Origin of the sequence: Pseudomonas sp. 86_A (assembly GCF_017491705.1) — a bacterium.
In the GTDB taxonomy this organism is placed as follows: domain Bacteria; phylum Pseudomonadota; class Gammaproteobacteria; order Pseudomonadales; family Pseudomonadaceae; genus Aquipseudomonas; species Aquipseudomonas koreensis.
Genome location: NZ_JAFGYS010000020.1, coordinates 11012 through 35007 on the forward strand (window position 1 = coordinate 11012; position 23996 = coordinate 35007).

Annotated in this window: 14 protein-coding genes; 1 reads left to right on the forward strand and 13 read right to left on the reverse strand. The window is 61.1% G+C overall.

Going from position 1 to position 23996, the window contains the following annotated elements; translation table 11 throughout:
- The first annotated feature begins 48 nt into the window (after nucleotides 1-48).
- Nucleotides 49-6993, forward strand: coding sequence for a TcdA/TcdB pore-forming domain-containing protein (locus J5M57_RS25515; protein WP_207849951.1), 6945 nt, complete (start codon nucleotides 49-51; stop codon nucleotides 6991-6993).
- Nucleotides 6994-7065: 72 nt separating this feature from the next.
- Here the strand turns inward: J5M57_RS25515 and J5M57_RS25520 are convergent, their stop codons facing one another.
- From J5M57_RS25520 to gcbA, 13 genes are all read right to left on the reverse strand, one after another.
- A complete protein-coding gene (locus tag J5M57_RS25520; protein ID WP_016771870.1) occupies nucleotides 7066-7662 on the reverse strand; it encodes a MarC family protein in 597 nt (198 codons plus the stop codon).
- A gap of 63 nt (nucleotides 7663-7725) precedes the next feature.
- Nucleotides 7726-10503: a hybrid sensor histidine kinase/response regulator gene (locus J5M57_RS25525; protein ID WP_207849952.1), complete on the reverse strand. Its 2778-nt coding sequence runs from the start codon at nucleotides 10501-10503 to the stop codon at nucleotides 7726-7728.
- A gap of 99 nt (nucleotides 10504-10602) precedes the next feature.
- A complete protein-coding gene (gene purD, locus J5M57_RS25530; protein ID WP_064585777.1) occupies nucleotides 10603-11898 on the reverse strand; it encodes a phosphoribosylamine--glycine ligase in 1296 nt (431 codons plus the stop codon).
- Nucleotides 11899-12088: 190 nt separating this feature from the next.
- Complete coding sequence (gene purH / locus J5M57_RS25535) at nucleotides 12089-13696, reverse strand: bifunctional phosphoribosylaminoimidazolecarboxamide formyltransferase/IMP cyclohydrolase (RefSeq protein ID WP_207849953.1); 1608 nt, start codon at nucleotides 13694-13696, stop codon at nucleotides 12089-12091.
- Between the two features lie 82 nt (nucleotides 13697-13778).
- Nucleotides 13779-14099 carry a DNA-binding transcriptional regulator Fis gene (fis, locus tag J5M57_RS25540; RefSeq protein WP_003221275.1) on the reverse strand — a complete coding sequence of 107 codons (321 nt, stop codon included), beginning with the start codon at nucleotides 14097-14099 and terminating at the stop codon, nucleotides 13779-13781.
- Entirely contained in the window at nucleotides 14096-15106 is a 1011-nt protein-coding gene (dusB, locus tag J5M57_RS25545; protein ID WP_207849954.1) for a tRNA dihydrouridine synthase DusB, read from the reverse strand. The genes fis and dusB overlap by 4 nt, the downstream gene beginning before the upstream one ends.
- Before the next feature lie 185 nt (nucleotides 15107-15291).
- The gene (locus J5M57_RS25550) at nucleotides 15292-16566 is read right to left on the reverse strand and encodes a DUF3426 domain-containing protein (RefSeq protein ID WP_207849955.1); all 1275 of its coding nucleotides are present in this window, start codon (nucleotides 16564-16566) and stop codon (nucleotides 15292-15294) included.
- A 30-nt stretch (nucleotides 16567-16596) separates the two neighbouring features.
- A complete protein-coding gene (gene prmA / locus J5M57_RS25555) occupies nucleotides 16597-17475 on the reverse strand; it encodes a 50S ribosomal protein L11 methyltransferase (RefSeq protein WP_207849956.1) in 879 nt (292 codons plus the stop codon).
- A gap of 239 nt (nucleotides 17476-17714) precedes the next feature.
- On the reverse strand, nucleotides 17715-19073 hold the full coding sequence (accC, locus tag J5M57_RS25560; RefSeq protein WP_045122275.1) for an acetyl-CoA carboxylase biotin carboxylase subunit: 1359 nt from the start codon (nucleotides 19071-19073) through the stop codon (nucleotides 17715-17717).
- Between the two features lie 17 nt (nucleotides 19074-19090).
- A complete protein-coding gene (accB, locus tag J5M57_RS25565; protein ID WP_064585782.1) occupies nucleotides 19091-19552 on the reverse strand; it encodes an acetyl-CoA carboxylase biotin carboxyl carrier protein in 462 nt (153 codons plus the stop codon).
- A 24-nt stretch (nucleotides 19553-19576) separates the two neighbouring features.
- Nucleotides 19577-20032, reverse strand: coding sequence for a type II 3-dehydroquinate dehydratase (gene aroQ / locus J5M57_RS25570; protein ID WP_064585783.1), 456 nt, complete (start codon nucleotides 20030-20032; stop codon nucleotides 19577-19579).
- A 246-nt stretch (nucleotides 20033-20278) separates the two neighbouring features.
- Nucleotides 20279-22225, reverse strand: coding sequence for a methyl-accepting chemotaxis protein (locus J5M57_RS25575; protein WP_207849957.1), 1947 nt, complete (start codon nucleotides 22223-22225; stop codon nucleotides 20279-20281).
- Nucleotides 22226-22276: 51 nt separating this feature from the next.
- Complete coding sequence (gene gcbA, locus J5M57_RS25580) at nucleotides 22277-23947, reverse strand: diguanylate cyclase GcbA (RefSeq protein WP_064585785.1); 1671 nt, start codon at nucleotides 23945-23947, stop codon at nucleotides 22277-22279.
- Nucleotides 23948-23996 lie beyond the last annotated feature (49 nt).

The window sequence follows — 23996 nt, forward strand, 5'->3', positions numbered from 1 at the left end:
AGTCATTGGGGCGATTGTGCCTGTATGAAATAAACGGAGACGAGTGCTATGGCATTAAGCGATTTTGAAGTTTCGGTGTTAAGTTCCGGTTTTTCGAATGCTTTTGATCGAGACGAATTGAAGTCGATGGCTTCAACCCGTAACGGCGGGTCGTACGAGGCGCAATCGTTGAATTATTACGATGCGGCTGTCTCGGCGAAAAGTTTTAATGAACAACTGACAGCGGTCAGATTGCTGAGGGAAAGTTTCGAGTCGGACTTTGCCGATGCTTCGAATGCTCAGTGGAAAGACTATCGCCAGCAACTGGTCGATTATCACCAGCGCTTGTCGTCTACGGTGGAGGTGATGGCCCCCGGTAAACCGGTGCCGCGCATCATGCATTTCGTCTGGGTGGGCGGCAGTGAGGTCGGGCCGAACCAGCGTGATTACATGAACATCTGGCGCAAGGTGTTGGCGCCCCAGGGCTACACCTTCAATCTCTGGTATGACAGTGATGCGCTGCTGGCTTTCGAAATGAACCGGGTGATCCTCGACAGTGCCAGAGCCCACGCGATGGAGTCGGGTGGCGCGCAAGAGCAGAACTACCTGAACCTCTCGCGCATGATTGAAGATCGCGCTCGTGTGCTCAAACAACAGATGTTTGACCACCTCAGTCGGCAAGAGTGGAGCGGACGAGCGGATCTGGCCCGTATCGATCTGATGGTCCGGGCCTACGGCAAGGATCGCGCAACGCTGGAAGCCTTTCGCCAGAAATGCCTGGATTCGCATCAGGCGATGGTCGGGGCAGATTTGCATCTGCGGGACGTCCGCACGGAGTTTGCCGATCACTATCTCAATGATGTCTACCAGCGTGAAATTGCCATGCGTGGCAATTTTGCCGCAGCCAGTGATGTGGTGCGGTTGCAGGCCGTGCATCTGGAGGGTGGCCGTTACAGCGATATGGATTACTTGCCGCCACTGCTCGACAAGCTGGGCGGGGTGGATGTCAGTGGTTTGGAATCCAACGCGAAACCGGGTGTCTTGCAGCTGTTGCTCAATGAGAACGACGCTCTATTGCCGGGCCGGGATCGGCAACGTTACGCCGACCGAACCGGGGACATCCCCGTTGAGCATCTGGAAGCACTGCGCGCATTCGCGGCAGGGCATCCCGATGTGCTGGATATTTTCAGGCCACCGTACGACGGGGCGGCACCACAGGATGCCATTCGATTGGGTACGGTCTTCGGGTTGCAGACGACGGGTGAAATGAATGCCCATTTTCTGGCGCATCCAGACAGCGGCATGACGGAATCGATCATGCAGGTGATACGTTCGAATTATGACGGCCTGCATGAAGTGGAGCGCCGAATGCGTGAGACCGGTTTGGATTGGTCGAACAGGGAGCAACTGCGTGCCACGGTGTCTGGTGTTGTTGCCAATATGGTCGTCGACGGACGCTTGCCGGGAGAAAAAAAAGCTTCTCTAGAGGACGCTTTGTCCGACTATTACTCGGACGGGATTCGCCCAGGGGCTCGCGGCACGATTGCTTTGACGGGGCCCAGCGCCGCGTCACGCGCATTGGTCCATTACAGCAAAACGCATCTTCAACCCGGTCTGTCAGAAACCATCCGTGCCCGGCTGAAACTGGTGGAGGGCTACAACGTCTTCACCGAAGAGGAAATGATCAGTGGTTGGACCGTAGGAGGTACGTCTGCAGAATGGCTCGCCAAGGAAAAGGAAAAGTGGACCTCCGGCAAACTCAAGACCCGTTACACCGGTAATCTGTCCGACCTGCTCAAGGACCAGACCCTGACGTTCAAGCGTGGCTGGCCGGTCGTTGAGGGCAAGCCGGTGATGCTGACGTCGGTGCTGCAACAGTTGCTCGATGATCTGGGTGAACCGTTCAGGCGAGCCATGAATGACCGCTTGAGTGGTGAGATCACCTTCCGCAAAGCGTTTTACCTGACCTTCGATCAGCGCCAGCAAATCCTCGCGCAGCCAGTTGCCGAGCTGCCGGAATCGGTCGGCGCTGAAGCCCTGGGCAATCTGAACGAGGCGTTCACCCGGGTCGCGAGTGGCCGGCTGCCGCTTGCGCAATTGAGCCCTTTGCACCGGGTGGTTTTCGGTGGCCTGTTCGGCGCGCAGCACCTGGACGACGAGGGATTTGCCGAGGCCTGGGCGACAACACGCTCGTTTGTCAGCAATACCGAGGATCGCGGCATCGCCGCGCGTTATGACCAGATCGAGCAGACGTTGCGCGAGCGCAGTCCGTCTGCGTTCGAGGCCGGACTCAAGGCGCCACTGCCGGCTGCAGAACGGGCGCGCAATGCGTATTTGCTAAAAGCGCAGGCTCTGGTCGAGCCCCTGAGTGTCCGCCAATGGGGCGAGCACGTTGCCCGTGTCGAGTCGCTGGCGAAAAAAGAATATCGGGCGTCGATCCTGCAGCGTGGCGGCCCGGTTCGGGCCCGCCTGTTTCAGGTGGGCGCCGTCTCCGCCAAGCAGTTGCCGCAGGATTTGCTGATGCAGGGTGACGGCGATCCGGGACGGCGCTGCTACCCGCTGGCCTTGTTGATGGCCGCCGCAGTAGAAAAGGGCCGAACCGCCCAGCGCACCTTGATCGGCAGACTGGCCACGACCAACCTTGCCCCCCAGGACGCTGAATCCCATGCCCTGCTGCGGGTTCTGGACGAAATGCGCGGTGTGCCCATGGCGCAGTTCGGGGAAAAGCTGGGGGCGGCAGACCTGGCGACGGTCATCCGCACCCTGGAGGCGAACACTTCGACTTCCAGCATCATGTTCAACACACAGAATCACTCACTGCTGGCATGCAAAGTGGTCGAGGCGAACAGCGCGTCTTATCTGTTCTACGATCCGAACTTCGCCGTGTACGAGTTCACCCAGGCCGAGCACTTGCAGCGCGGCATTGAAGCGGCCCTCGCGGACGAAAAACTGGCCGGACTTTACGGCATACAGAATCCGTCCACCGAGCGGTTCGAGTTGATTGCTCTCGATGGATCGAACATTGCCAACAAGGCCTTGCCGTCTGAGGTGACGGCCGGGGATTTGTTGCGCAGCGGGCCGGTCGCCGGTGAGCGCACAGTCGCCCCGTGGCAGCATCACGCAGCCTTGCGTACCCGTGCATTATCGGAAAACGCTCGGTTGGGACGCGGGTTGGCCGAACTGGAGGGAACTCGCATGGCACAGACTATCGAGTCGGCCAACCGCCAGCTGTTTGCGAACCACACCCTCGATCCGCGCAGTGTCGTGCTGTACGAAACCGTGAAGAATGCGGGGCCCGGGAAATGGACGCTGTCGCTGATCAACAGCAAAGAGCCTTCGAAAGTAACGAACCTTACCGTCGATGATCCGCGTTTTCTGGAGATCAAACTCTGGTTGAGCGACCGCTTCGAGGCACTGAAACAAATCCCTTCGCCAGCCAGCCCCGAGGGTCCCAAAGCGGTTCATACGTTGAACGCAGGCTTCGCAATCATGGCCGCGTTGGAGAAGCTGAATAAACGTGGAGACGCCAAGACCTCAAACGCAACACTGGCGGTGCGTCTGCACAGTTTCGTGATTTACGGACAGCTCCTGCACGGGGTGGTCTCCGATGTCGTTGCATTGGTCAAGCTGGTTGAGCTGGCATTGCTCGATGAACGTCTCATCGCGCAGGCCTCGGCCAGTGCCCTGGCCCCTTCACTGGGGGCGCGAGTGCTCGGTGAGGGGTTGGGAACTCTGCTGGCCCTGGCCAACGTTGGCTTCGACATCATCGAGCTGGCGACCGCGGATAACACCACGGCCCGAACAGCGGCAGCGGTGCAGTTGAGTTTCGACGCGACGGCGCTGGCGTTGAGTGGCGGTGCGATAACCGTCGGCGGAACGTTCGCAGCGGTTGCCGGGCCCCTGGCGGTCATTGTCGGTGGACTGGGCTTTGGTATCGGGGCGCTGGCACGCAATTACAGTCTGATCCTGGAGCGAGCCCAGCAGGTCGGCCAGTACGTGTATGCCTTGAAATCGGCGTACAGCAACGGTGGTTGCCAAGTCGTTCAAGGAACACTCGAGCCATTGCCGGATGCGCTAATCACGCGCATCGATCTGCGCACCCGACACGTGAAAATGGGCAGTCAGTTGCTGTTGAGTGCAGAGCGTCAAGGATGGCCACTGCCACGCCTCCTCGGCGAGGACACGCAGCCACCGATCAACATCCGCGAGCGCTGGAATCTGCCCGAACTGAGCTCGGTGCCTTGGGACATTCACACGCTGATCTTGCCCTGCACGCCGGCCTGTACCTTTGGTATTGACTACCAACTGATGCCCGGTGTTACCCATCGCCATGACAAGGGCTTTGACGAATTTCGCGAACTGGAAAAGGACAGCCAAGGCCGTCAGACATTCTGGTTTGATGCTTCGACACCCTTGGAATACTGCGTTTACAAGCTTTTTCCGAACTACCATGGAACCCTGGTCAAGGTGGTGCTGGATGAGCAATGCCGGTCGCTTCAAGTGCCGCAAGTACCCGTCGAATGGCATGGGAAAATGTCCTATGACATCGAAGCCGTCACGGGGCAGTACTCGTTGTCGCTCGTCAAGGGCGTCGCCAACGTTCAGTTATCCACGGCTGAGGACCCGGCTGCCCTGCGCTGGGTGATTGCTGCAACCTGGGTGGATGACGTACAGGCCCATGTCGATGGCCTGCGTTTGAGACTGGGCACGACCGAGGTGCATTGCGTCGCGGGCAGTGAGGTTTGTGTCGAACTTGCCCAAGGGCAGATCTACCGGGTGGATTGGCCGGAGCAGCGGCTGACTCTGTTGGAAGACAATCTCCCGGAGCAGAATGATGCCGTTGCCATCGCCCGACATCTTACCGGTCTCAATCACACACATCGCCTTGCCAGCCCGTGGTTGCCGTTGCACAACTTCAAGGTGCCGTTAGCCGATCCGCAGTGGCCGGTTCATACCAATGCCTGGTTCGAAAGCGCGACGGATCGCATCCTGTACGGGCGAGATCTGCCGGCTCGCCTCAACGCCGAAATCCGCCTGGCGGCAGTGTTTGGCGATCAGGTGTTTCTCTATCACCCCGACCAGCCGACGCTGTGGCGGGTCGATGCGCTGACCGGCAGGGTCAACCGTCGTTATCGATTGATTGACCCGTTCCAGCCCTCGCAAGTGCTCTCGTGCCAGGATGTGGGCGATGCGATTCGCGTGATTCAGCAGGTCACCGATTTGCAAGAGGTGGTGTATCAGTTCGAATACCTCGTGGATCAAGAGAAAGTCGAACTGGTCGCTGTTTCCTCCACGCTGAAAGAATGTTTGCCGTTCGACTCGAAACATTTCCAGTGGCAGGGTTGGAATAGCTTCATCAACGGCTTCAATGCCTATGAGAAAGACGGGGATGGGTCCGTCTCGATGGTCGAAGATATCCGCTCCGCAACTGCGGCGACATTCCTGTCTTTGCAGGTCCATCACGGGGCAGGAACCTTCAATGCCTGGATTCGCCGTCGTGATGACTGGTTTGTGACCGATAACGATCTGGGTCTCGAACATCCGTTGCTGATCGCCTCGCCAATTGATGCGGACGGTCGCGGCATGGTCTTCCATGACAGCGCGCAGAAAGGCTTGTACATCTGGCAGCGCAACGCGGATGCTTCGGGCGGTTCATTGCAGTTGATGCTGAGCGATGTCGACAGCGTGGTGGCAACGGCTGATGGGCATTTGGCGCAGACCACACAGGGTCTGGTGTTTGATTTGCGCAATGGCAACCTGAAGCTGCGTGCGCTGAGTGAGCAATGGCTGCGTGCGCAGGGCGACTGGATCAAGACCCTGACAAGTGTTGCCGAGCAGCAACGGGCCGATGGCTTCGACATTCTCGGGCTGTCTGATCACGCCGGTGCGCCATTATCTGCCCGGTATCTGCAGGGGAAAATATTGCTGGTCGGTGCCGGGCAAGGACGCAATCTGCACCTCGTTACGCAGACTCCGGACAAAACGGGGGCGTGGCTGTTCGCTTCCGGTACTGGGCATGTTTTCCGTCAGATGCTGCAGACGCCGGAGCAGATACGCGCGCTGTTCGGCAACGCGACCAGGCTGTCACGGCATGATGCACTGGCGGCACCGCAGCGGGTCTGGGCAGAGTGGACGTATGCTGCAGTCAGTCCGCTGGAAAGCGGTCTGGAGGGACGCACCCGCAATGGGGTGATCCTTGAGCTGAGCGAGGGACAGCCAGCACGGATCAGTGCGGTCACCCATGAATTCGTCATGGCGCCCTCGAATGGCAGAACGCTGCAGCAAAGGCTCGAGAGCCTGATTGAAGGTCGACCTCATGTACCGTATCTGCGCGCCGGCTCACAAGAGAACCGGTTCAGCTGGTATGACGCCATCGCCCGACGTCTGCATTGCGCCGAGGCGAGATCCGACGGACAGTGGGTGACCTATCTGGGAGCGCTGCAAGACAGCCGTTTTCTGATGTACGACGGCATCGAGCCGACCCTGTTCAGCAATGACCGGGAGATCTTCACTCGCCAGATCAGCGCGCGCCGCAACGGGGCGGTGCTGGCGGTCGATAGTGCAGATCATCGCACTCGATTGCAGGATCTGCTGGTAGAAGGGGTGGAGACGTTGGTGCTCGGGTACGACCATCGCGGGATGAGTTGTACGGTCGCGAGCGCCGACTGGAGTCGGCTGGACTGCCTGATCGTCGATCTGCCGAATCTGGAGGATGCAGTGCACGTCAACGGCAGCGAGCTGTTGTTGGAAATGCCTGAGCTTGATCGTTGGCAAGTCGTGATGGCAGGCGAGCACCTGGTGCTGACGGACCCCGATTCCGGGCGTAGCCTGATTCTACGCAATGCCCGGTCGCTGGGGAACTCATCCGGACATCTGCTGGACCTGCAACTGCACCTGTGGGGCGACTACCGGTTTTTCAAAGTGTTGGAACTGATCAACGGCTGGCAAATGGCGAGCATCGACGGTGCTCCTTGTGATCTGGCCGTGGCAATGGATACCTCGAACGAAGTCTGACACCCGAGGGTTCAATCCTGAGCCATGAAAAAAGCCGCGAGTGATTCCACTCGCGGCTTTTTGCATTGTCTCTCAAGGAACCAGATAGCCCTTCACCCCGGTGAAGATGATTTGCGCTGCCAGCGCACAGACAAACAACCCCATCAAGCGGCTGACGATCTGCAAGCCCTGATCACCGAGAATGCGCTCGATGCGGTTGGACAGATACAGCACGACGCCCACCGTGAAGCTGGCCAGGGCGATGCTCATGATGGCCGTGAGCTTGTCGTCCCAATGCGGCTGGCTGACCCCCATCACCAGCAGCGCACCGATGGTGCCGGGGCCGACGGTCAGCGGAATGGTCAGCGGTACGATGGTCACGTCCTGCTGCACGTTGTCGGCCTGCACCGCCGGTTTGCCCTGCGCCATGCCCAGCGCGGAGATGAACAGCACGCTGCCGGCACCGATGCGGAACGCATCGACGGTAATCCCGAACACATCGAAGATCACCCGGCCGAACAGGTACAGCAACACGCTGGAGATCAGCGTGGCCAGCGCGACTTTCCAGGCCAGGCGCCGTTGCTCCTTGCGCGAATAACCACGGGTCAGGCTGATAAAGCAGGACAACACGAAGAACGGGCTGTAGAGCACCAGCATCTTCAGGTAAACGCTGAACAACACGTGGAGCATGGTGCTGGCTCACTGGCGAGGAAGTCGTGACGGAGTCTATCAGGCGCTACGGCGTCTGTCGGCTCAGGACGGTTGCGTGGTGGCGCGATTCTGTTGATCGCGTTGCGCAACCCAGTGTTCGATCAGCTCACGCAACTGCGACAGCTCCACCGGCTTGGCCATGTGGCCGTCCATCCCGGCCTGGCGCGCACGTTCCTTGTGTTCGGCGAGGATGTGCGCGGTCAGCGCCACGATTGGCGTGCGGATGCGCTGGTTGCTGACTTCCCACGCACGCAGTTGCTGGGTCGCCGAGAAGCCATCGAGGATCGGCATTTCGCAGTCCATCAGCACCAGGTCGTAACGCTGGGCTTTCATCGCCTGCAGGGCTTCTTCGCCATTGCTGGCGGTGTCCGGTTGCAGGTTGAGCTTGCCGAGCATGCCGCGAATCACTTTGGTGGAAATGGTGTTGTCTTCGGCGACGAGGATGCGGAAATCACTCGGCACTTTGGCCGCCGTGGCGGCGCTGATCACCTGCGGCTGGAACACCACCTGACCCTTGTTGCGCTGGTTCAGTTCGTCCGCCAGCGTGGTCTTGAGCGTATAGCCGGCCACCGGTTTGGCGAGGATGCGCTTGATCCCGGAGTTGCGCGCGATGATCTTGCTCGGCGCGTTGCTGATGCCGGTGAGCATGATCAGCAGAATGTCGTGGTTCAGGCTCGGATCTTCCTTGATCTTGGCGGCCAGTTGCATGCCGGTCATGCCGGGCATGTTCTGGTCCAGCAGCACCACATCGAAGTAGTCGCGCAGGTGCGCCTTGGTGCGCAGCAGCGCCAACGCTTCCTTGCCCGATGGCACGGCGCTGACGTTCAGGCCCCAGGCACTGCATTGCTGCACCAGCACCTTGCGGCACGTGTCGTTGTCATCCACCACCAGCACCCGCGCACCCTGCAACGGGCCATCGAGGTCGGAGGTTGGGTGTTCGAGACGGTCAGGGTCCAGCGGCAGGGTCAGCCACAACGTGCTGCCCTGGTTGGCGCCACTCTTGATCCCGAACTCGCCGTGCATCAGGCGGATCAGTTGCCGGGCGATCACCAGCCCGAGGTTGCCGCCCAGACGGTTGGCCGAGAGGAAGTGCTTGCTGTGCAATTCGGCGTGCATCAGCGCATCGCGCTCTTCCGCATCCATCGGCTGCCCGCTGTCCTGCACGGCGATGCGCAGGCGCGGTTTGACACTGCGCTCGTCGAGGGCGACGACGATCAGCACCTCGCCTTCGTCGGTTTTCTTCAGGGCGTTTTCCAGCAGGCTCAGCAATGTCTGGCGCAGGCGGGTCGGGTCACCGCTGATGACGCGTGGCACTTGCGGCTGAATGAAGCTGATCAACTCGACGTTCTGCTGTTCAGCCTTGGCCCGGTAGATGCTCAGGCAGTCGTCGATCAAGGCATTGAGGTCGAACTGCACGTCGTCCAGTTCGATCTGTCCGGACTCGAGCTTGGAGATGTCGAGAATCTCGTTGATCAACGTCAGCAGCTCGTTGCCGGCGCTGTGGATGGTCTGCACGTAGTCGCGTTGCTTGACCGACAGCGGTGTGCCCAGCAACAGCTCGGTCATGCCCAGCACGCCGTTCATCGGAGTGCGGATCTCGTGGCTGATCTTGGCGAGGAACTCGGCCTTGGCGTTGATCTCGGCGTTGCTGGCGGCGAGGTCGCGGCTGATGCTGAAACGGCTTTCGGTAATGCTGCGCTGGCGCTCACCCAGCGCGATGCTCATCAGCAGGCCGCTGACGCAGATGAAGGCCATCAGGGTCATGATCAGGCCTTGCGGTGCAACCAGGGTCAACCCCAGCAAGGCCGGCAGGATGATCAGCGTGCCGATGTTGAACACCACCATCGCGGCAACGAACAGCCGTGCCGGACGGTAACCCTTTTGCCAGTGATAGAAACCTACCAGCAACATGCTCAGGCCGGCCAGGGCCACCAGCGCATAGGTGATGATGTTCAGCGGCAGGGTGTTGACGAACAACAGCAGCAGGCTGCAGATCACGATGAACAGAATGTCGCCCAGCAACAGTTTGTTCAGCGGGTGCGGGCCGAGCGGGGCGAAGAAGCGCAGGGCGAACATCAGCCCGGCCGGGGCGGTCAGCAGCAGCGCCAGATAAGCGCCCGGGGTCTGGATCGCGTGCCAGTTCGGCAACCAGGGACCGGCGAGGTTGAGCAACAGCAGCAGGCTCAGACCCAGCAGGCCTTCGCAGATGGCCAGCCACAGGCTGCTGCGCGAGCGCGAGTAGGCGTAGCGCACGACGTTGTGCAGCAGCAACATGCCGAGGCAACCGAACAGCAGGCCGAAGATCAGCGTCTGGTTCTGGTTGGCAGCGCTCATCACTGCCGATTGCAGGGTGATGTGCGGACGCAGCTGATGGTCGGAAACCATCCGCAGGTAGATATCGAGGGGTTTGTCGCTTTGCGGCAGCGGCAGCAGGAAGTCGCTGCTGGGCAGTGGTCGTTCGACCTGCGGCTGGCGGGTGCCGGAGTTGCGTTGCTCGATCAGCTTGTCGCCGTCCAGCACGTAGAGGCTGACGCTGGACAGGTCGGGGGCGAAGATCCGCAGCACTTGTTCGTGCTTGCCCGGCGTCAGTTTGAAACGCAGCCAGAGTGCACCATCGGGCTCGGCGGCCGTGAGGCGGTCCAGTTCGATGGGGCTGAATTGATTGGTGTAGCGGGCCGAGCGGATGTCGCTCAGTTGCAGATTGCCCTGATCGTCAAGCAATACCGACCAGCCACTGCCTTGCGCGGCCTGGGCCGAAAGCATGCAGAGCAAGGTCAGCAACGTGACGGTGAAACTTATGGCAATCCTGAGCCAGCGCACGGCGAAATCCCTTCGTAGGTTGATGCCAGAATATAACGATGCGCCGCGGCGGAACAGCCCGGCGAGGGACTGCATCCCGCGCCGGACGTGAAGGACAGCTTATTCCTGGGTTTCGCCACGTTCACGGGCAATGGCGCGGTAGCCAATGTCCTTGCGGTAGAAGCAGCCTTCCCAGTCGATGGCGGCGGCCAGCTTGTAGGCTTGCTGCTGGGCTTCGCTCACGCTGGCGCCCATGGCAGTGGCGCAAAGTACGCGACCACCGGCAGTTACTACGTTGCCATCCTTGAGCGCGGTACCGGCGTGGAAGACTTTGCCTTCCAGGCTAGCGGCCGCGTCCAGACCGTTGATCGCTGCGCCTTTGGCGTAGTCGCCCGGGTAGCCGCCGGCGGCCAATACGATGCCGACGCTCGGACGTGGATCCCACTGTGCTTCAACCTTGTCCAGCGCTTGCGCGAGGGCAGCTTCGACCAGCAGCACCAGGCTCGACTGCAAACGCAGCATCACCGGTTGGGTCTCCGGGTCACCGAAGCGGCAGTTGAACTCGATGACTTTCGGGTTACCGGCCTTGTCGATCATCAGACCGGCATACAGGAAACCGGTGTAGACGTTGCCTTCGTCAGCCATGCCGCGCACGGTCGGCCAGATCACCTGGTCCATCACGCGCTGGTGCACGTCGGCGGTGACCACCGGGGCAGGGGAGTAGGCACCCATGCCGCCCGTGTTCGGGCCGCTGTCGCCGTCGCCGACGCGTTTGTGGTCCTGGCTGGTGGCCATCGGCAAGACGTTCTTGCCGTCGACCATGACGATGAACGAGGCTTCTTCGCCGTCGAGGAACTCTTCGATGACTACGCGCGAACCGGCATCGCCGAACGCATTGCCGGCGAGCATGTCACGCACGGCGTCTTCGGCTTCGGCCAGGGTCATGGCGACGATCACGCCTTTACCGGCGGCCAGGCCATCGGCCTTGATCACGATCGGTGCGCCTTTTTCACGCAGATAAGCCAGGGCCGGCTCGATCTCGGTGAAGTTCTGGTAGTCGGCGGTCGGGATCTTGTGGCGAGCCAGGAAGTCCTTGGTGAAGGCTTTCGAACCTTCCAGCTGCGCAGCACCGGCGGTCGGACCGAAGCAGTCCAGGCCACGGGAGCGGAACAGATCGACCACGCCAGCCACCAGCGGCACTTCCGGACCGACGATGGTCAGGGAAACGTTTTTCTCGGCGAAGTCGGCCAGTTGCTCAAGGGCCAGCACGTCGATGGCGACGTTTTCGCACTTGGCTTCAATCGCGGTACCGGCGTTGCCCGGCGCGACGAAAACCTTCTGTACACGCGGATCCTGAGCCACTTTCCAGGCCAGGGCGTGTTCACGGCCACCGCTGCCAATGATCAAAACATTCATTTCAAAAACCTCGGATGACGCTAATTCTGTTTTTAGAGCCTAAAGCGCTTCACGCTGTAGGAGGTCGCAATGAAGGCGGTAGATGCAAGGCGGAGTCGACCTCGATGAGCGGAGTTGCCTTTTGGCAATGAGCATCATCGAGGTCGGCTCCAACGCAGCAGCTGCCGGCTTCAGTGCGGCCGTCGACTGGTTAGTGACGGAAGTGGCGCATGCCGGTGAAAACCATGGCGATACCGGCTTCATCAGCAGCAGCAATCACTTCAGCATCACGCATCGAGCCGCCTGGCTGGATCACCGCAGTGATACCCACCTTGGCCGCGTTGTCCAGACCGTCGCGGAACGGGAAGAACGCGTCCGATGCCATCACCGAACCGGCGACTTGCAGACCGGCGTGTTCCGCCTTGATCGCGGCGATACGTGCCGAGTTGACGCGGCTCATCTGGCCAGCGCCGACACCGATGGTCTGACGGTTCTTGGCGTAGACGATGGCGTTGGACTTGACGTACTTGGCGACTTTCCAGGCGAAGATCAGGTCGTGGATTTCCTGTTCGGTCGGTGCACGCTTGGTCACCACTTTCAGGTTATCGGCGCCGATCATGCCGATATCGCGGCTCTGCACCAGCAGGCCACCGTTGACGCGCTTGTAGTCCCACGCCGGAGCGCGATCCGCCGACCACTCGCCACAGGCCAGCAGGCGCACGTTGGCTTTGGCGGCGACGATGGCGCGGGCTTCTTCGCTGACGCTTGGGGCGATGATCACTTCCACGAACTGACGCTCGACGATGGCCTTGGCAGTCTCGGCATCCAGTTCACGGTTGAAGGCGATGATGCCGCCGAAGGCTGACTCGGTGTCGGTGGCGTAGGCCAGTTCGTAGGCTTGGCGGATGCCGCCTTCGGCGTCCGGGCTCACGGCCACGCCGCACGGGTTGGCGTGCTTGACGATCACGCAGGCTGGCTTGACGAAGCTCTTCACACATTCCAGCGCGGCGTCGGTGTCGGCCACGTTGTTGTACGACAGCTCTTTGCCTTGCAGCTGGGTCGCGGTGGCGATGCCGACTTCGGCCGGCTTGGCCTCCACGTAGAACGCCGCGCTCTGGTGCGGGTTCTCTCCGTAGCGCATTTCCTGAGCTTTGATGAACTGGCTGTTGAAGGTGCGCGGGAATTCGCTGCGGCCGGAGGTCGAGAGGGTCTCGGCAGCCTGGTTCACGGTGCCCATGTAGTTGGCGATCATGCCGTCGTAGGCGGCGGTGTGTTCAAAGGCCTTGAGCATCAGGTCGAAACGCTGAGCGTAGGTCAGGCCGCCGGCCTTGAGGTTTTCCAGAACGTTGGCGTAATCGCTGGCGTTGACCACAATCGCCACGTCTTTATGGTTTTTCGCTGCCGAACGGACCATGGTCGGGCCGCCGATGTCGATGTTCTCGATCGCGGTCGGCAGGTCGCAGTCTGGCTTGTTGATGGTGGCTTCGAACGGGTAGAGGTTAACGGCAACCAGGTCGATCGGCTTGATGCCGTGCTCGTTCATGATCGCGTCGTCGATACCGCGACGACCGAGGATTCCGCCGTGGATTTTCGGGTGCAGGGTTTTCACCCGACCGTCCATCATTTCTGCGAAACCGGTGTAATCCGCGACTTCCACTGCGGCTACGCCATTGTCCTGCAGCAGCTTGAACGTTCCGCCGGTGGAGAGGATCTCGACGCCCAGAGCTTCGAGCTCCTTGGCGAATTCGAGGATCCCGGTCTTGTCGGAAACGCTGATCAAGGCGCGGCGGATCGGCAGGCGGGTAGTCTGGTCGGTCATCTCAATTTCCATCAAAAGCAAGGGAAGTCAGCAAAAAAGGCGACCGGTTTTACGCGGGCGCCTTTCTGGTTGGATTGAATGCTTACAGCAGATCGTACTGCTTGAGTTTCTTGCGCAGCGTGCCGCGGTTGAGTCCGAGCAGCTCGCTGGCCTTGGTCTGGTTGCCCTTGACGTAGTTCATCACGCTTTCGAGCAGGGGAGCCTCGACTTCGGAGAGCACCAGGTTGTACACGTCCGTGACGGACGCGCCCTCAAGGTGGGCGAAATAATTGTGCAGCGCCTTCTCGACACTCCCGCGAAGGGTCTGACCTTCTTCGCTCGGGGTATTGAGGTGCTGTTTCAAATTCACGTTGTCGCTCACGGGTGCTGTTCCACTCACTAAAGTCTCGGTCATCATCGTCATGCGGCCACCCCTTCTTCGTCCCCTGTCAGGCTCTTGTAACGCTCGGCGAAGAACTCCCGAACGTTGGCGCATTGTGTTTCCGTACCATCCAAACGATTGAAGTGGGCGCGGAACTCCCTGGCGCCCGGCAAGGTTGCGAGATACCAGCCCACATGCTTGCGGGCAATACGTACGCCCATCACGTCCCCATAGAAGGCGTGAAGTGCGGCCAGATGCTCCAGCAGGATGCGTTCCACTTCGCTCAACTCCAGCGCCGGCAATTTCTCGCCGGTACGCAGGAAGTGCTCGATCTCACGAAAAATCCATGGCCGCCCCTGGGCAGCCCGGCCTATCAGCAGGCCATCGGCACCGGTCGCGTCGAGCACGTAACGGGCCTTTTCCGGCGAATCGATATCGCCATTGGCAAACACCGGCATCGACACCGCCTGCTTGATCGCGGCAATCGTGTCGTATTCGGCTTCACCGGTGTACAGATCGGCGCGCGTGCGGCCATGCACGGCCAGCGCGGCGATCCCGGCCTGTTCGGCGATCTTCGCCACGGTCAGGCCGTTCTTGTTGTCGCGATCCCATCCGGTGCGGATCTTCAAGGTCACCGGCACATCCACTGCAGCGACGACGGCCTGCAGGATCTCGGTGACCAGTGGTTCGTCTTTCAACAATGCGGAGCCGGCGGCCTTGTTGCAGACCTTCTTTGCCGGGCAACCCATGTTGATATCAATAATCTGTGCGCCCAGTTCGACGTTGGCCCGGGCGGCATCCGCCAGCATCTGCGCGTCGCCACCGGCAATCTGTACCGAGCGTGGCTCGGGATCGCCTTCGTGGATCATGCGCATGCGCGACTTGCGGGTGTTCCACAGGCTCATGTCACTGGTGACCATTTCCGAGACTACAAGCCCTGCGCCCAAACGCTTGCAAAGCTGACGAAAGGGCTGGTCGGTGACCCCCGCCATCGGGGCGAGAATCAAACCGTTCTGTAATGTATATGGGCCGATGCGTACCGCCGACATAGGACTTCCCTGAAGTGGGGCCGGATCATGAGAGTTCGAAAAAGGGTTGGCATGATACCCGCTCTCGATGACTGGATAAAGGCTGAATTGAACAAAATCTGAACAGTTATTCTGTTATTGCCAGCGGTTTGGTTGGGCTGCGCCCAGTCAGAAAACCGCCGTCAAACCTGAAGCGCTGCAGCGATTCACTCGGGGGAGTGGAAGCTCAGGCTGTAATTCACCGCTTTGGGGCCTGGATCGAGGATATCCAGCGCGATGTGGATCGGCGTCTGCGGTGGCATTTCCGCCAGGCCTTCGAGATCACCGTTGAGGTATTCGCCGGGTTTGAAACGACGACTGGCGATCAGATGGCCGTTGAGGTCGGCGAAGCGCAGCTCCAGCAGCGGGAACGGCTGGGAGAACGTCGCGCGGTTATAGATGATCGCGTCGACAACCAGCGCACCGCTGAATTCCGGGTGGCTGCGCACCACCAGATTGCTGCTTTTGATTTTGGCGATGTCGACCTTGGACGGCACCGTACAGCCGATCTGCGGACAGAACTGTTGGAACCACGGACGATACTGATCCTGGCGTGCCAATTCGTCGAAGTGATAGGCGATGTACTGTCCGCCAAGACCGGCGGCGGCCAGCAAGACCAGTAAGGTCCAGACAAGACGCCGGCCCCACGGCGAGCGGCGTTTCTGCCAGTCCAGTTGCAGCGGGTCGTCAGTCAGATCCTGCAAGACTTCGGCGCGCACGCCGGGTTCTGCGCGGTCACGCTTTTTGCGCAGCGGTTCCACCGGCGGCAGATCGTCGTCATCAGGCTCGGCGCTGGCGGACAGGCGTTCGCGGCGGGCATTCGGATCGATCGGATCGTGCAGGCGTAGTTGCGGAATCGGCGGCTCGTCGTCCAGGTCCACCGGCTCCAGCGACAAAGACGGCTCGGTGCGCGCGGTTTTTACCGGCTCCGGTTCGAGGAGCTCGGGCTCGACTTCATCGTCGGGCTCGGGCAGACGCTCATCGTCGCGGGCGCTGAACAGGCTGTCGCGCCACACCGTTTCATCGGCTTCAGGGCTGTCACGCCGGGCGCTCAGGGACTCTTCGCGCTGCCGACCGAATTCGGTGGTCGGCTGGATTTCCCGTTGCTCAAGGCGGGCCAGTTCTTCGTCCAGGTCCAGGCTGTCCAGATCCAGGTCGCTGGCGCTCCATTGCTTTTGGCTGATGGCGCGCGGCGCGGGCGGTTCGTCGATAGCCGGGGGCTGGATGGATTCAGGCGGTTGCGCTGTCTGCTCGGCGAGCGGTGCTGCGACCGGCGTCACCGCTTCCTTGCCCGCATGTTGTTCCAGCAGCTGTTTGGCGGCGTTGAACACTTGCAGGCAGGAGCCACAGCGAACCACCCCGCGGGCCACGCTCAATTGAGCATGGCTGACGCGGAAGCTGGTTTGGCAATGCGGGCACTGGGTGACGAAGCTGTCGGTCATGCGGCGATCCGGTTTATGCAGGCGGCCATTCTAGCGCCGACGGCCGGTGATACGCACCCAGCCATCGCGATTGGCGATCGGGTCCAGATCGAAGTCCTGGGCATAGGCGGCAGCCACTTCTTCGCCTTGTTCGGCGAGGATGCCGGACAGCGCCAGACGACCGCCGGACTTGACCAGGCCGGACAGTTGCGGCGCGAGAGCGACCAACGGGCCGGCGAGAATGTTGGCTACCAATACGTCGGCCTGGACCTGCGGCAGGTCTTCCGGCAGGTACAGCGGGAACAGTTCTTCGGCAATGTTGTTGCGCCCGGCGTTGTCGCGCGAAGCTTCCAGCGCCTGCACGTCGATGTCGGTACCGACGGCTTCTTTCGCGCCGAGCAGCAGGGCGGCGATCGCCAGAATCCCCGAGCCGCAGCCGAAGTCCAGCACGTTGCAGTCTTTCAGGTCCTGACCGTCGAGCCATTCCAGGCACAGTGCGGTGGTCGGGTGCGTGCCGGTACCGAACGCCAGGCCCGGGTCGAGCAGCAGGTTGACCGCGTCAGGCTCCGGTGTGGCGTGCCAGCTCGGCACGATCCACAGGCGCTGGCCGAAACGCATTGGCTGGAAACCGTCCATCCAGCTGCGTTCCCAGTCCTGATCTTCGATGACTTCGCTGTGATGCTCGGGCAGCGGGCCGCCGGTCAGAAGTTCCAGGTGCGCCAGCACCGGCGCAGGCTCGGTGCCGCCCTCGAACAGGGCCAGCAGGTGGGTGTGCGCCCACAGTGGGGTGGTGTTGAGTTCCGGTTCGAAGATCGGTTGATCTTCGGCGTCCATGAAGGTCACCGAAACGGCGCCGACTTCAAGGAAAGCGTCTTCGTAGGTTTCGGCTTGTTCCGGGCTGATGGCGAGGCGTACTTGCAGCCAAGGCATGGCGGGCACCTTTGAAAAAATATGATTGCAGCCTAGCGGCCGGCGAGAAGCGCGCAAGTTTACGCGAGCGCGCGGCAGAACACGACCATGGCCGAAGATCAAAAGATCGCAGCCTGCGGCAGCTCCTACAGGGGAATGCATCCTGAATGTAGGAGCTGCCGCAGGCTGCGATCTTTTGACTTTGCTGCAGATACAACAAAGCCGCCCGAAGGCGGCTTTGTTGGGGGCAGGTTCGAAGCTTAGTGCTTCTCGCCAGCCAGCTTGTGCTCGAGGTAGTGAATGTTCACGCCCCCTTTGCAGAAGCCTTCGTCACGGGTCAGATCACGGTGCAGCGGGATGTTGGTCTTGATCCCGTCCACCACGATTTCGTCCAGGGCATTGCGCATGCGGGCCATGGCTTCGTCGCGGGTGGCGCCGTAAGTGATCAGCTTGCCGATCAGCGAGTCGTAGTTCGGCGGAACCGCATAACCGCTGTACAGGTGCGAATCGACGCGAACGCCGTTGCCGCCCGGGGCGTGGAAATGCTTGACCGTACCCGGGCTCGGCATGAAGGTTTTCGGGTCTTCAGCGTTGATCCGGCACTCCAGCGAGTGACCGCGGATTACCACGTCATCCTGAGTGAACGACAGCTTGTTGCCAGCGGCGATGCTGAGCATCTCCTTGACGATGTCGATACCGGTGACCATTTCCGAAACCGGGTGCTCCACCTGAACACGGGTGTTCATTTCGATGAAGTAGAAACGACCGTTCTCGTACAGGAACTCGAACGTGCCGGCGCCACGGTAGCCGATGTCGATGCACGCCTTGACGCAGCGAGCCAGAACTTCCTGGCGGGCCTGCTCGTCGATGCCCGGTGCCGGCGCTTCTTCGAGAACCTTCTGGTGACGACGTTGCAGCGAGCAGTCGCGGTCACCCAGATGGATGGCGTGGCCCTGGCCGTCGGACAGTACCTGAACTTCGACGTGACGCGGGTTGGTCAGGAATTTTTCCAGATAGACCATCGGGTTGCCGAACGCCGCGCCAGCTTCGGAGCGGGTCAGTTTCGCCGAGGCGATCAGGTCTTCTTCCTTGTGCACCACACGCATGCCGCGACCACCGCCGCCGCCAGCGGCCTTGATGATCACCGGGTAGCCGACTTCACGACCGATGCGCAGTGCCGTTTCCTCGTCTTCCGGCAGCGGGCCGTCAGAACCTGGAACGGTAGGCACGCCCGCTTCGATCATCGCGTGCTTGGCCGATACCTTGTCGCCCATCAGGCGAATGGTGTCGGCTTTCGGGCCGATGAAGGCGAAACCGGAGTTCTCGACCTGCTCGGCGAAGTCGGCGTTTTCCGCGAGGAAACCGTAGCCTGGGTGAATGGCGGTGGCGCCAGTCACTTCAGCAGCAGCGATGATGGCCGGAATGTGCAGGTAGGACTGAGCGGCAGACGCCGGGCCGATGCAGACGGATTCGTCTGCCAGACCCAGGTGCATCAGCTCTTTGTCGGCCTTGGAGTAAACGGCGACGGTCTTGATGCCCATCTCTTTGCAGGCACGCAGAATCCGCAGGGCGATCTCACCGCGGTTAGCGATCAGAACTTTTTCCAACTTCGCAGTCATCAAAGGCTCTCCGCAGTTCAAACGATGGTGAACAGCGGTTGGTCGTACTCAACCGGCTGGCCGTCTTCGACGAGGATGGATTCGATCACACCGCTGGTTTCAGCTTCGATGTGGTTCATCATCTTCATGGCTTCGACGATGCACAGGGTGTCGCCTTTCTTCACGGTCTGGCCGACTTCAACGAAGGCTGGCGAGGTTGGCGAAGACTTGCGGTAGAAGGTGCCTACCATTGGCGAGCGGGCCACGGTGCCGTTCAGCGCAGGTGCAGCAGCGGCAGCCGGGGCGGCGGCAACTGGAGCGGCAGCGGCGGCAGGAGCAGCAGCCGGTGCTTGCATCGGCGCAGGTGCGTAGTACTGCTGAGCCGGGGTCTTGCTGTGGCGGCTGATGCGAACGGACTCTTCGCCTTCCTTGATCTCGAGCTCGTCGATGCCGGACTCTTCCAGCAATTCGATCAGTTTCTTAACTTTACGGATATCCATGAATCATCAACTCCCAAGGGTCGGTCAGGGGCGTATAGCTTGTTGTTCAAGCTGCTCTAGTGCGGCCTCCAAGGCCAGTCGGTAACCGCTGGCGCCAAGGCCGCAGATCACTCCCACCGCTACGTCGGAGAAGTAAGAGTGATGGCGGAAAGGTTCGCGTTTGTGCACGTTGGACAAATGCACTTCGATGAATGGGATGCTCACTCCCAGCAGCGCGTCACGTAATGCGACACTTGTGTGCGTAAAAGCTGCTGGATTGATCAGGATGAAATCCACACCTTCGCCGCGTGCGGCGTGGATGCGGTCGATCAATTCATACTCGGCATTGCTCTGCAGATGCAGCAGATGGTGGCCGGCTTCACGGGCGCGCCGCTCCAGGTCCTGATTGATCTGCGCCAGGGTCGTAGACCCATAGGTGCCCGGTTCGCGGGTGCCGAGCAGGTTCAGGTTGGGGCCGTGCAGCACCAGTAGCGTTGCCATCTGCATGTTCCTTGTTATGAATGAGCAGTCGTCAGAACCCGGCGACTATGCCGCAAAGACTTTGTGACTGTCCAGTTCTCTGCAATAGCCAGCACGATGACCGATGTTTGCGCGAAATTTGTGACTGAGTGATTTGATCCGGTCACTCATCTCGTCCTGTTGGAGCTGCCGAAGGCTGCGATCTTTTTGTTTTTAGAAGCAAGATCAAAGGATCGCAGCCTTCGGCAGCTCCTACAGCGGTTGGTGTCAGACGCGGAAGGCCTGCACCGCTGTATGCAGTTGCCCACCCAATACCAGCAGATTCTCCCCTTGTTCGCGACCTTCGCCGATGCGCAGCAGGTTATCCCCGCCCAACTGATGGATCCGCTCACTGTGATCGCGAATCTCGCTGACCGCGCCGCTTTGCTGGGCGGTGATGTCGGCGATGCGGATCGCCGTGTCGGAAATGGTCTGGATCGCGCCGACGATTTTATCCAGCGCGCCGTCCGCCGCTTGCGCCTGGTTGGCGGTGGCTTCGGCGTGTTCGACCTGGGCGCGCATGCCTTCGACCGATTGGCGGGCGGCGCTTTGCAGGCCGGCGATCAGGGTCTGGATTTGCGCCGTGGCGCCCGCCGTGCGTTGCGCCAGTGAGCGCACTTCCTCGGCCACTACCGCAAAACCCCGACCCATTTCCCCGGCCCGCGCCGCTTCAATGGCGGCGTTGAGTGCCAGCAGGTTGGTCTGATCGGCGATCGAGCGGATTACCGTCAGCACGCCGCCAATGGTCGCCGACTCTTCGGCCAGGTGCTCGATCATCTGCGCGTTGCCTTGCACTTCGCCGACCAATGCGTGCAGTCCGGTCAGGCTCTGGCCGATCACGGTTTGTCCGTGCTCCACGGCCAGGCCGGCGTGGCGACTGGCATCCGCGGCCTGACGCGCATCGCCCGCCACTTGCTGAATCGTGGCCTCCAGTTCGCCCAGAGAATCGCGAATCAGCGCGGTATCCCCAGCCTGATGCTCGGCACCGGTGTGCAGGTCGTTGCTCAGTTCGGCCAAGGTGCGGCTGCTGCCAGCGACCTGTTCGGCGTTGCCGCGAATCGTCCCGACCAGATCCACCAGGTACGCACGCAGACGATTGAGCGACGCTTCGATGTCATGCAGTTCGCGGTTGGTCTTGCCCAGATGAATGTCGCGACTGAAATCACCTTCAGCCCAGGTCGACAGCGCCGGGGCAAGGTTGGTCAGGGTGCGCGCCAGGCGCCGCTGCAAGGTGTCCATCAGCAGCGCGATCAACAGGATCAGGCCGATCATCACGCCTTGCATCAGCCGCACTTCGCCCTGGATCTGCCCGTGCTGGGCGCGCACCACCGGCTCGAGACCGGCGATGGCCTGCTGCACGGCGGCGATCTTCAGGTGCGTGGCGGTGCTCAGGTCCGTGCGTTTCTGGATCAGCTCGCGGGTGCGTTCCAGCTCCGCCGGGTAGCGAACCAGCAGGCTGTTGAGTTCGCGTTTGAGGCCGACGCCGGCGTCTTCGGTAGCGGCTTTTTCAGTGCTTTCGATGCCCATCATCGCGGCAAAATCATCGCTGCCGGACTCATTCCTGGCGACCACGCCGAGCAGGGGCAGGGCGTCGATGGCCTGGGCCTGCGTGCGGATGCTGGCGACTTCGCGCTCAACGTCGGCGGCCAGCTCACTGCGGCCGCTGCTGACCAGTTTGTCGCGGGCCAGCGACAGTTTGCCCAAGTGCTGCGAAGCTACGAGCAGCGGCGTCAGGTAAGTCGCGTTGCCGTTGGCGTAGGTGTTCAACTGATCGAGGCTGGCGCTCAGTTCACGCTCAGCCTGCAACAGCAGCGCTTGCGGATCGCCGGCCAGTTTGCCGGCGGCGAGCAGGTCGGTCTTGCTGAATTCTTCGAGGCTCGACAGGCTCGGGCGCAGGGTTTCGGCCAGCGCCGGCGGCAGTTCGCCGAGTTCTTGCTGCAAACCGTCGATGGCCTGGCTGGCGCTGCTCAGGCGCAGGGCGTCGCCGCTGCCGAGGTAATCCTCGACGTTGCGCGCCACGTCATTCTGAAATTGCTGCGACAGACCCAGGTAGCGCTCCATCAACAGGTATGGCCGCTCCAGGGCTTTTTGCGACCACCACAGCGTCGCACCGAGGGCCACGCAGACGGCGACCAGCAACAGAGTGTTGAGATTGGTGAGCAACTTCAGGCGCATGACGGCTACCAACGGCAGAAATGGTAAGCGCCTGAATTTATTGCGGTTCTGTTACAGGGTTATGACCGAATCAGTGGAATCCGATGAAAAAGTGGCACTTTGCTTTGAGTCGCGCGCGGTCTGCACCCGATTGCGTCCGGCGCCCTTGGCGCGGTACAGCGCTTCGTCGGCCTGGCTGGCCATCATCAGGCTGTCGGAGTCCTCGCGCATTTCCACCACGCCCGCACTGAAGGTGCACCACAAATCCTGCGGCTGGGCCGGGTAGTGAATTTCGGCGAAGCGCTGGCGGATCTCGTCGAGCACTTTGTGCGCGGCTTCTATATCGGTGTCGGGCATGACGATGGCGAATTCTTCGCCGCCGTAACGGCCGATGAAATCGGTCTTGCGCAGGCGTTGCTTGAGGAACAGCGCGAGGCTTTTGATCACGCGGTCGCCCATGGGGTGACCGTGGCTGTCGTTGACCCGTTTGAAGTGGTCGATGTCGAGCATGGCAAAGCTCAGCGGCTTGTTCTCGCGGCGGGCGCGGAACGAGCAGTCTTCGAGCAATTGCAGGATGTGCGTGTGGTTGTACAGGCCGGTGAGGCTGTCGCGGACCATCCGTGCCTTCAGATTGCGCGCACGGGCGGCACGGTTGCGCACGGTGGTGATCAGGTGCCGTGGCTTGATTGGCTTGGTCAGGAAGTCATCGCCGCCTTCGCTCATGGCGTCGAGCTGCTTGTCCAGATCATCTTCGGCCGACAGGTAAATGATCGGCACGCTGACGTAACGGTCGTTGTGGCGAATGACCTTGGCCAGCTCGGTGCCGGTGCAGGCCGGCATGTACATGTCGAGGATGATCAGGTCCGGCTGGAAATCCGCCAGTTCGGCCATCGCCTGGATCGGTTCGATCAGGGTGCGGGTGACGATCCCGGCGCTGTTGAGCAGGCGCTCGGTGTGCAAGGCCTGGGCGCGGGAGTCGTCAATGATCAGCACTTTATAAGGTTCGTACTGGGCGACGCAGGTCAGGACTTCGATTTTCTCCAGCAGGCTCGACGCTTCGAGGGTGCCGGTGAGGAATTCCTGGCCCCCGGCGCGCACCGCAGCGAGGCGGGTCGGGGTGTCGGTTTCGTGCAGGCTGAAGAACAGCAGCGGCAGCGGTTCTTCCAGACCTACTTGCGCTTCGGCGGCGAGTTGCAGGCCGACGCCGGGCCCGCTGAAATCCACGTCCATGACGATCGCGGCCGGCAAACGCTCGACCATCGAGGAGCGAAACGCCGACACACTGTCCAGCGCCTGGGCGGTCAGGCCGAAGAATTCCAGTTGTTTGGCCAGCCGCTCGGCGCGGTCGTGATCCTGCAGCAACACATAGATCGGTTTGCGCAATGGCGGCAGGAATGTCTGGTCGAGCTGGTCACCATGACGCAGGCCGGTGCGCGACAGGCGTTGCATCAAGCGATTGAGATCGGTGATCAGGCCACTGCTCAGACGGCCGCGATTGGCATCGACGGCGTCCAGCGACTGGCTGATGTGGTGGGCCAGTTGCGTGTGCTCAGGCTGTTCGAAGCGCTCGGCAAAACGCAGCAGGCGCAGGTTGGCCTCGCTCAGTTCGGCGAGGTCGGCAGTGGACCACTCACTGCGTTGCAGGCGTTGCCATATCTCAAGAATCTGACGTGCCTGATGAATTACCCGCTGGGCAAAGTGGTGCTTGAGGCGCTCACGGCTGGGGTCTTCTGGCTCGGTCATATCCTGACTACTAGTTAGGCTGCATGCTGAGATCGACTGGTGGCTCTAT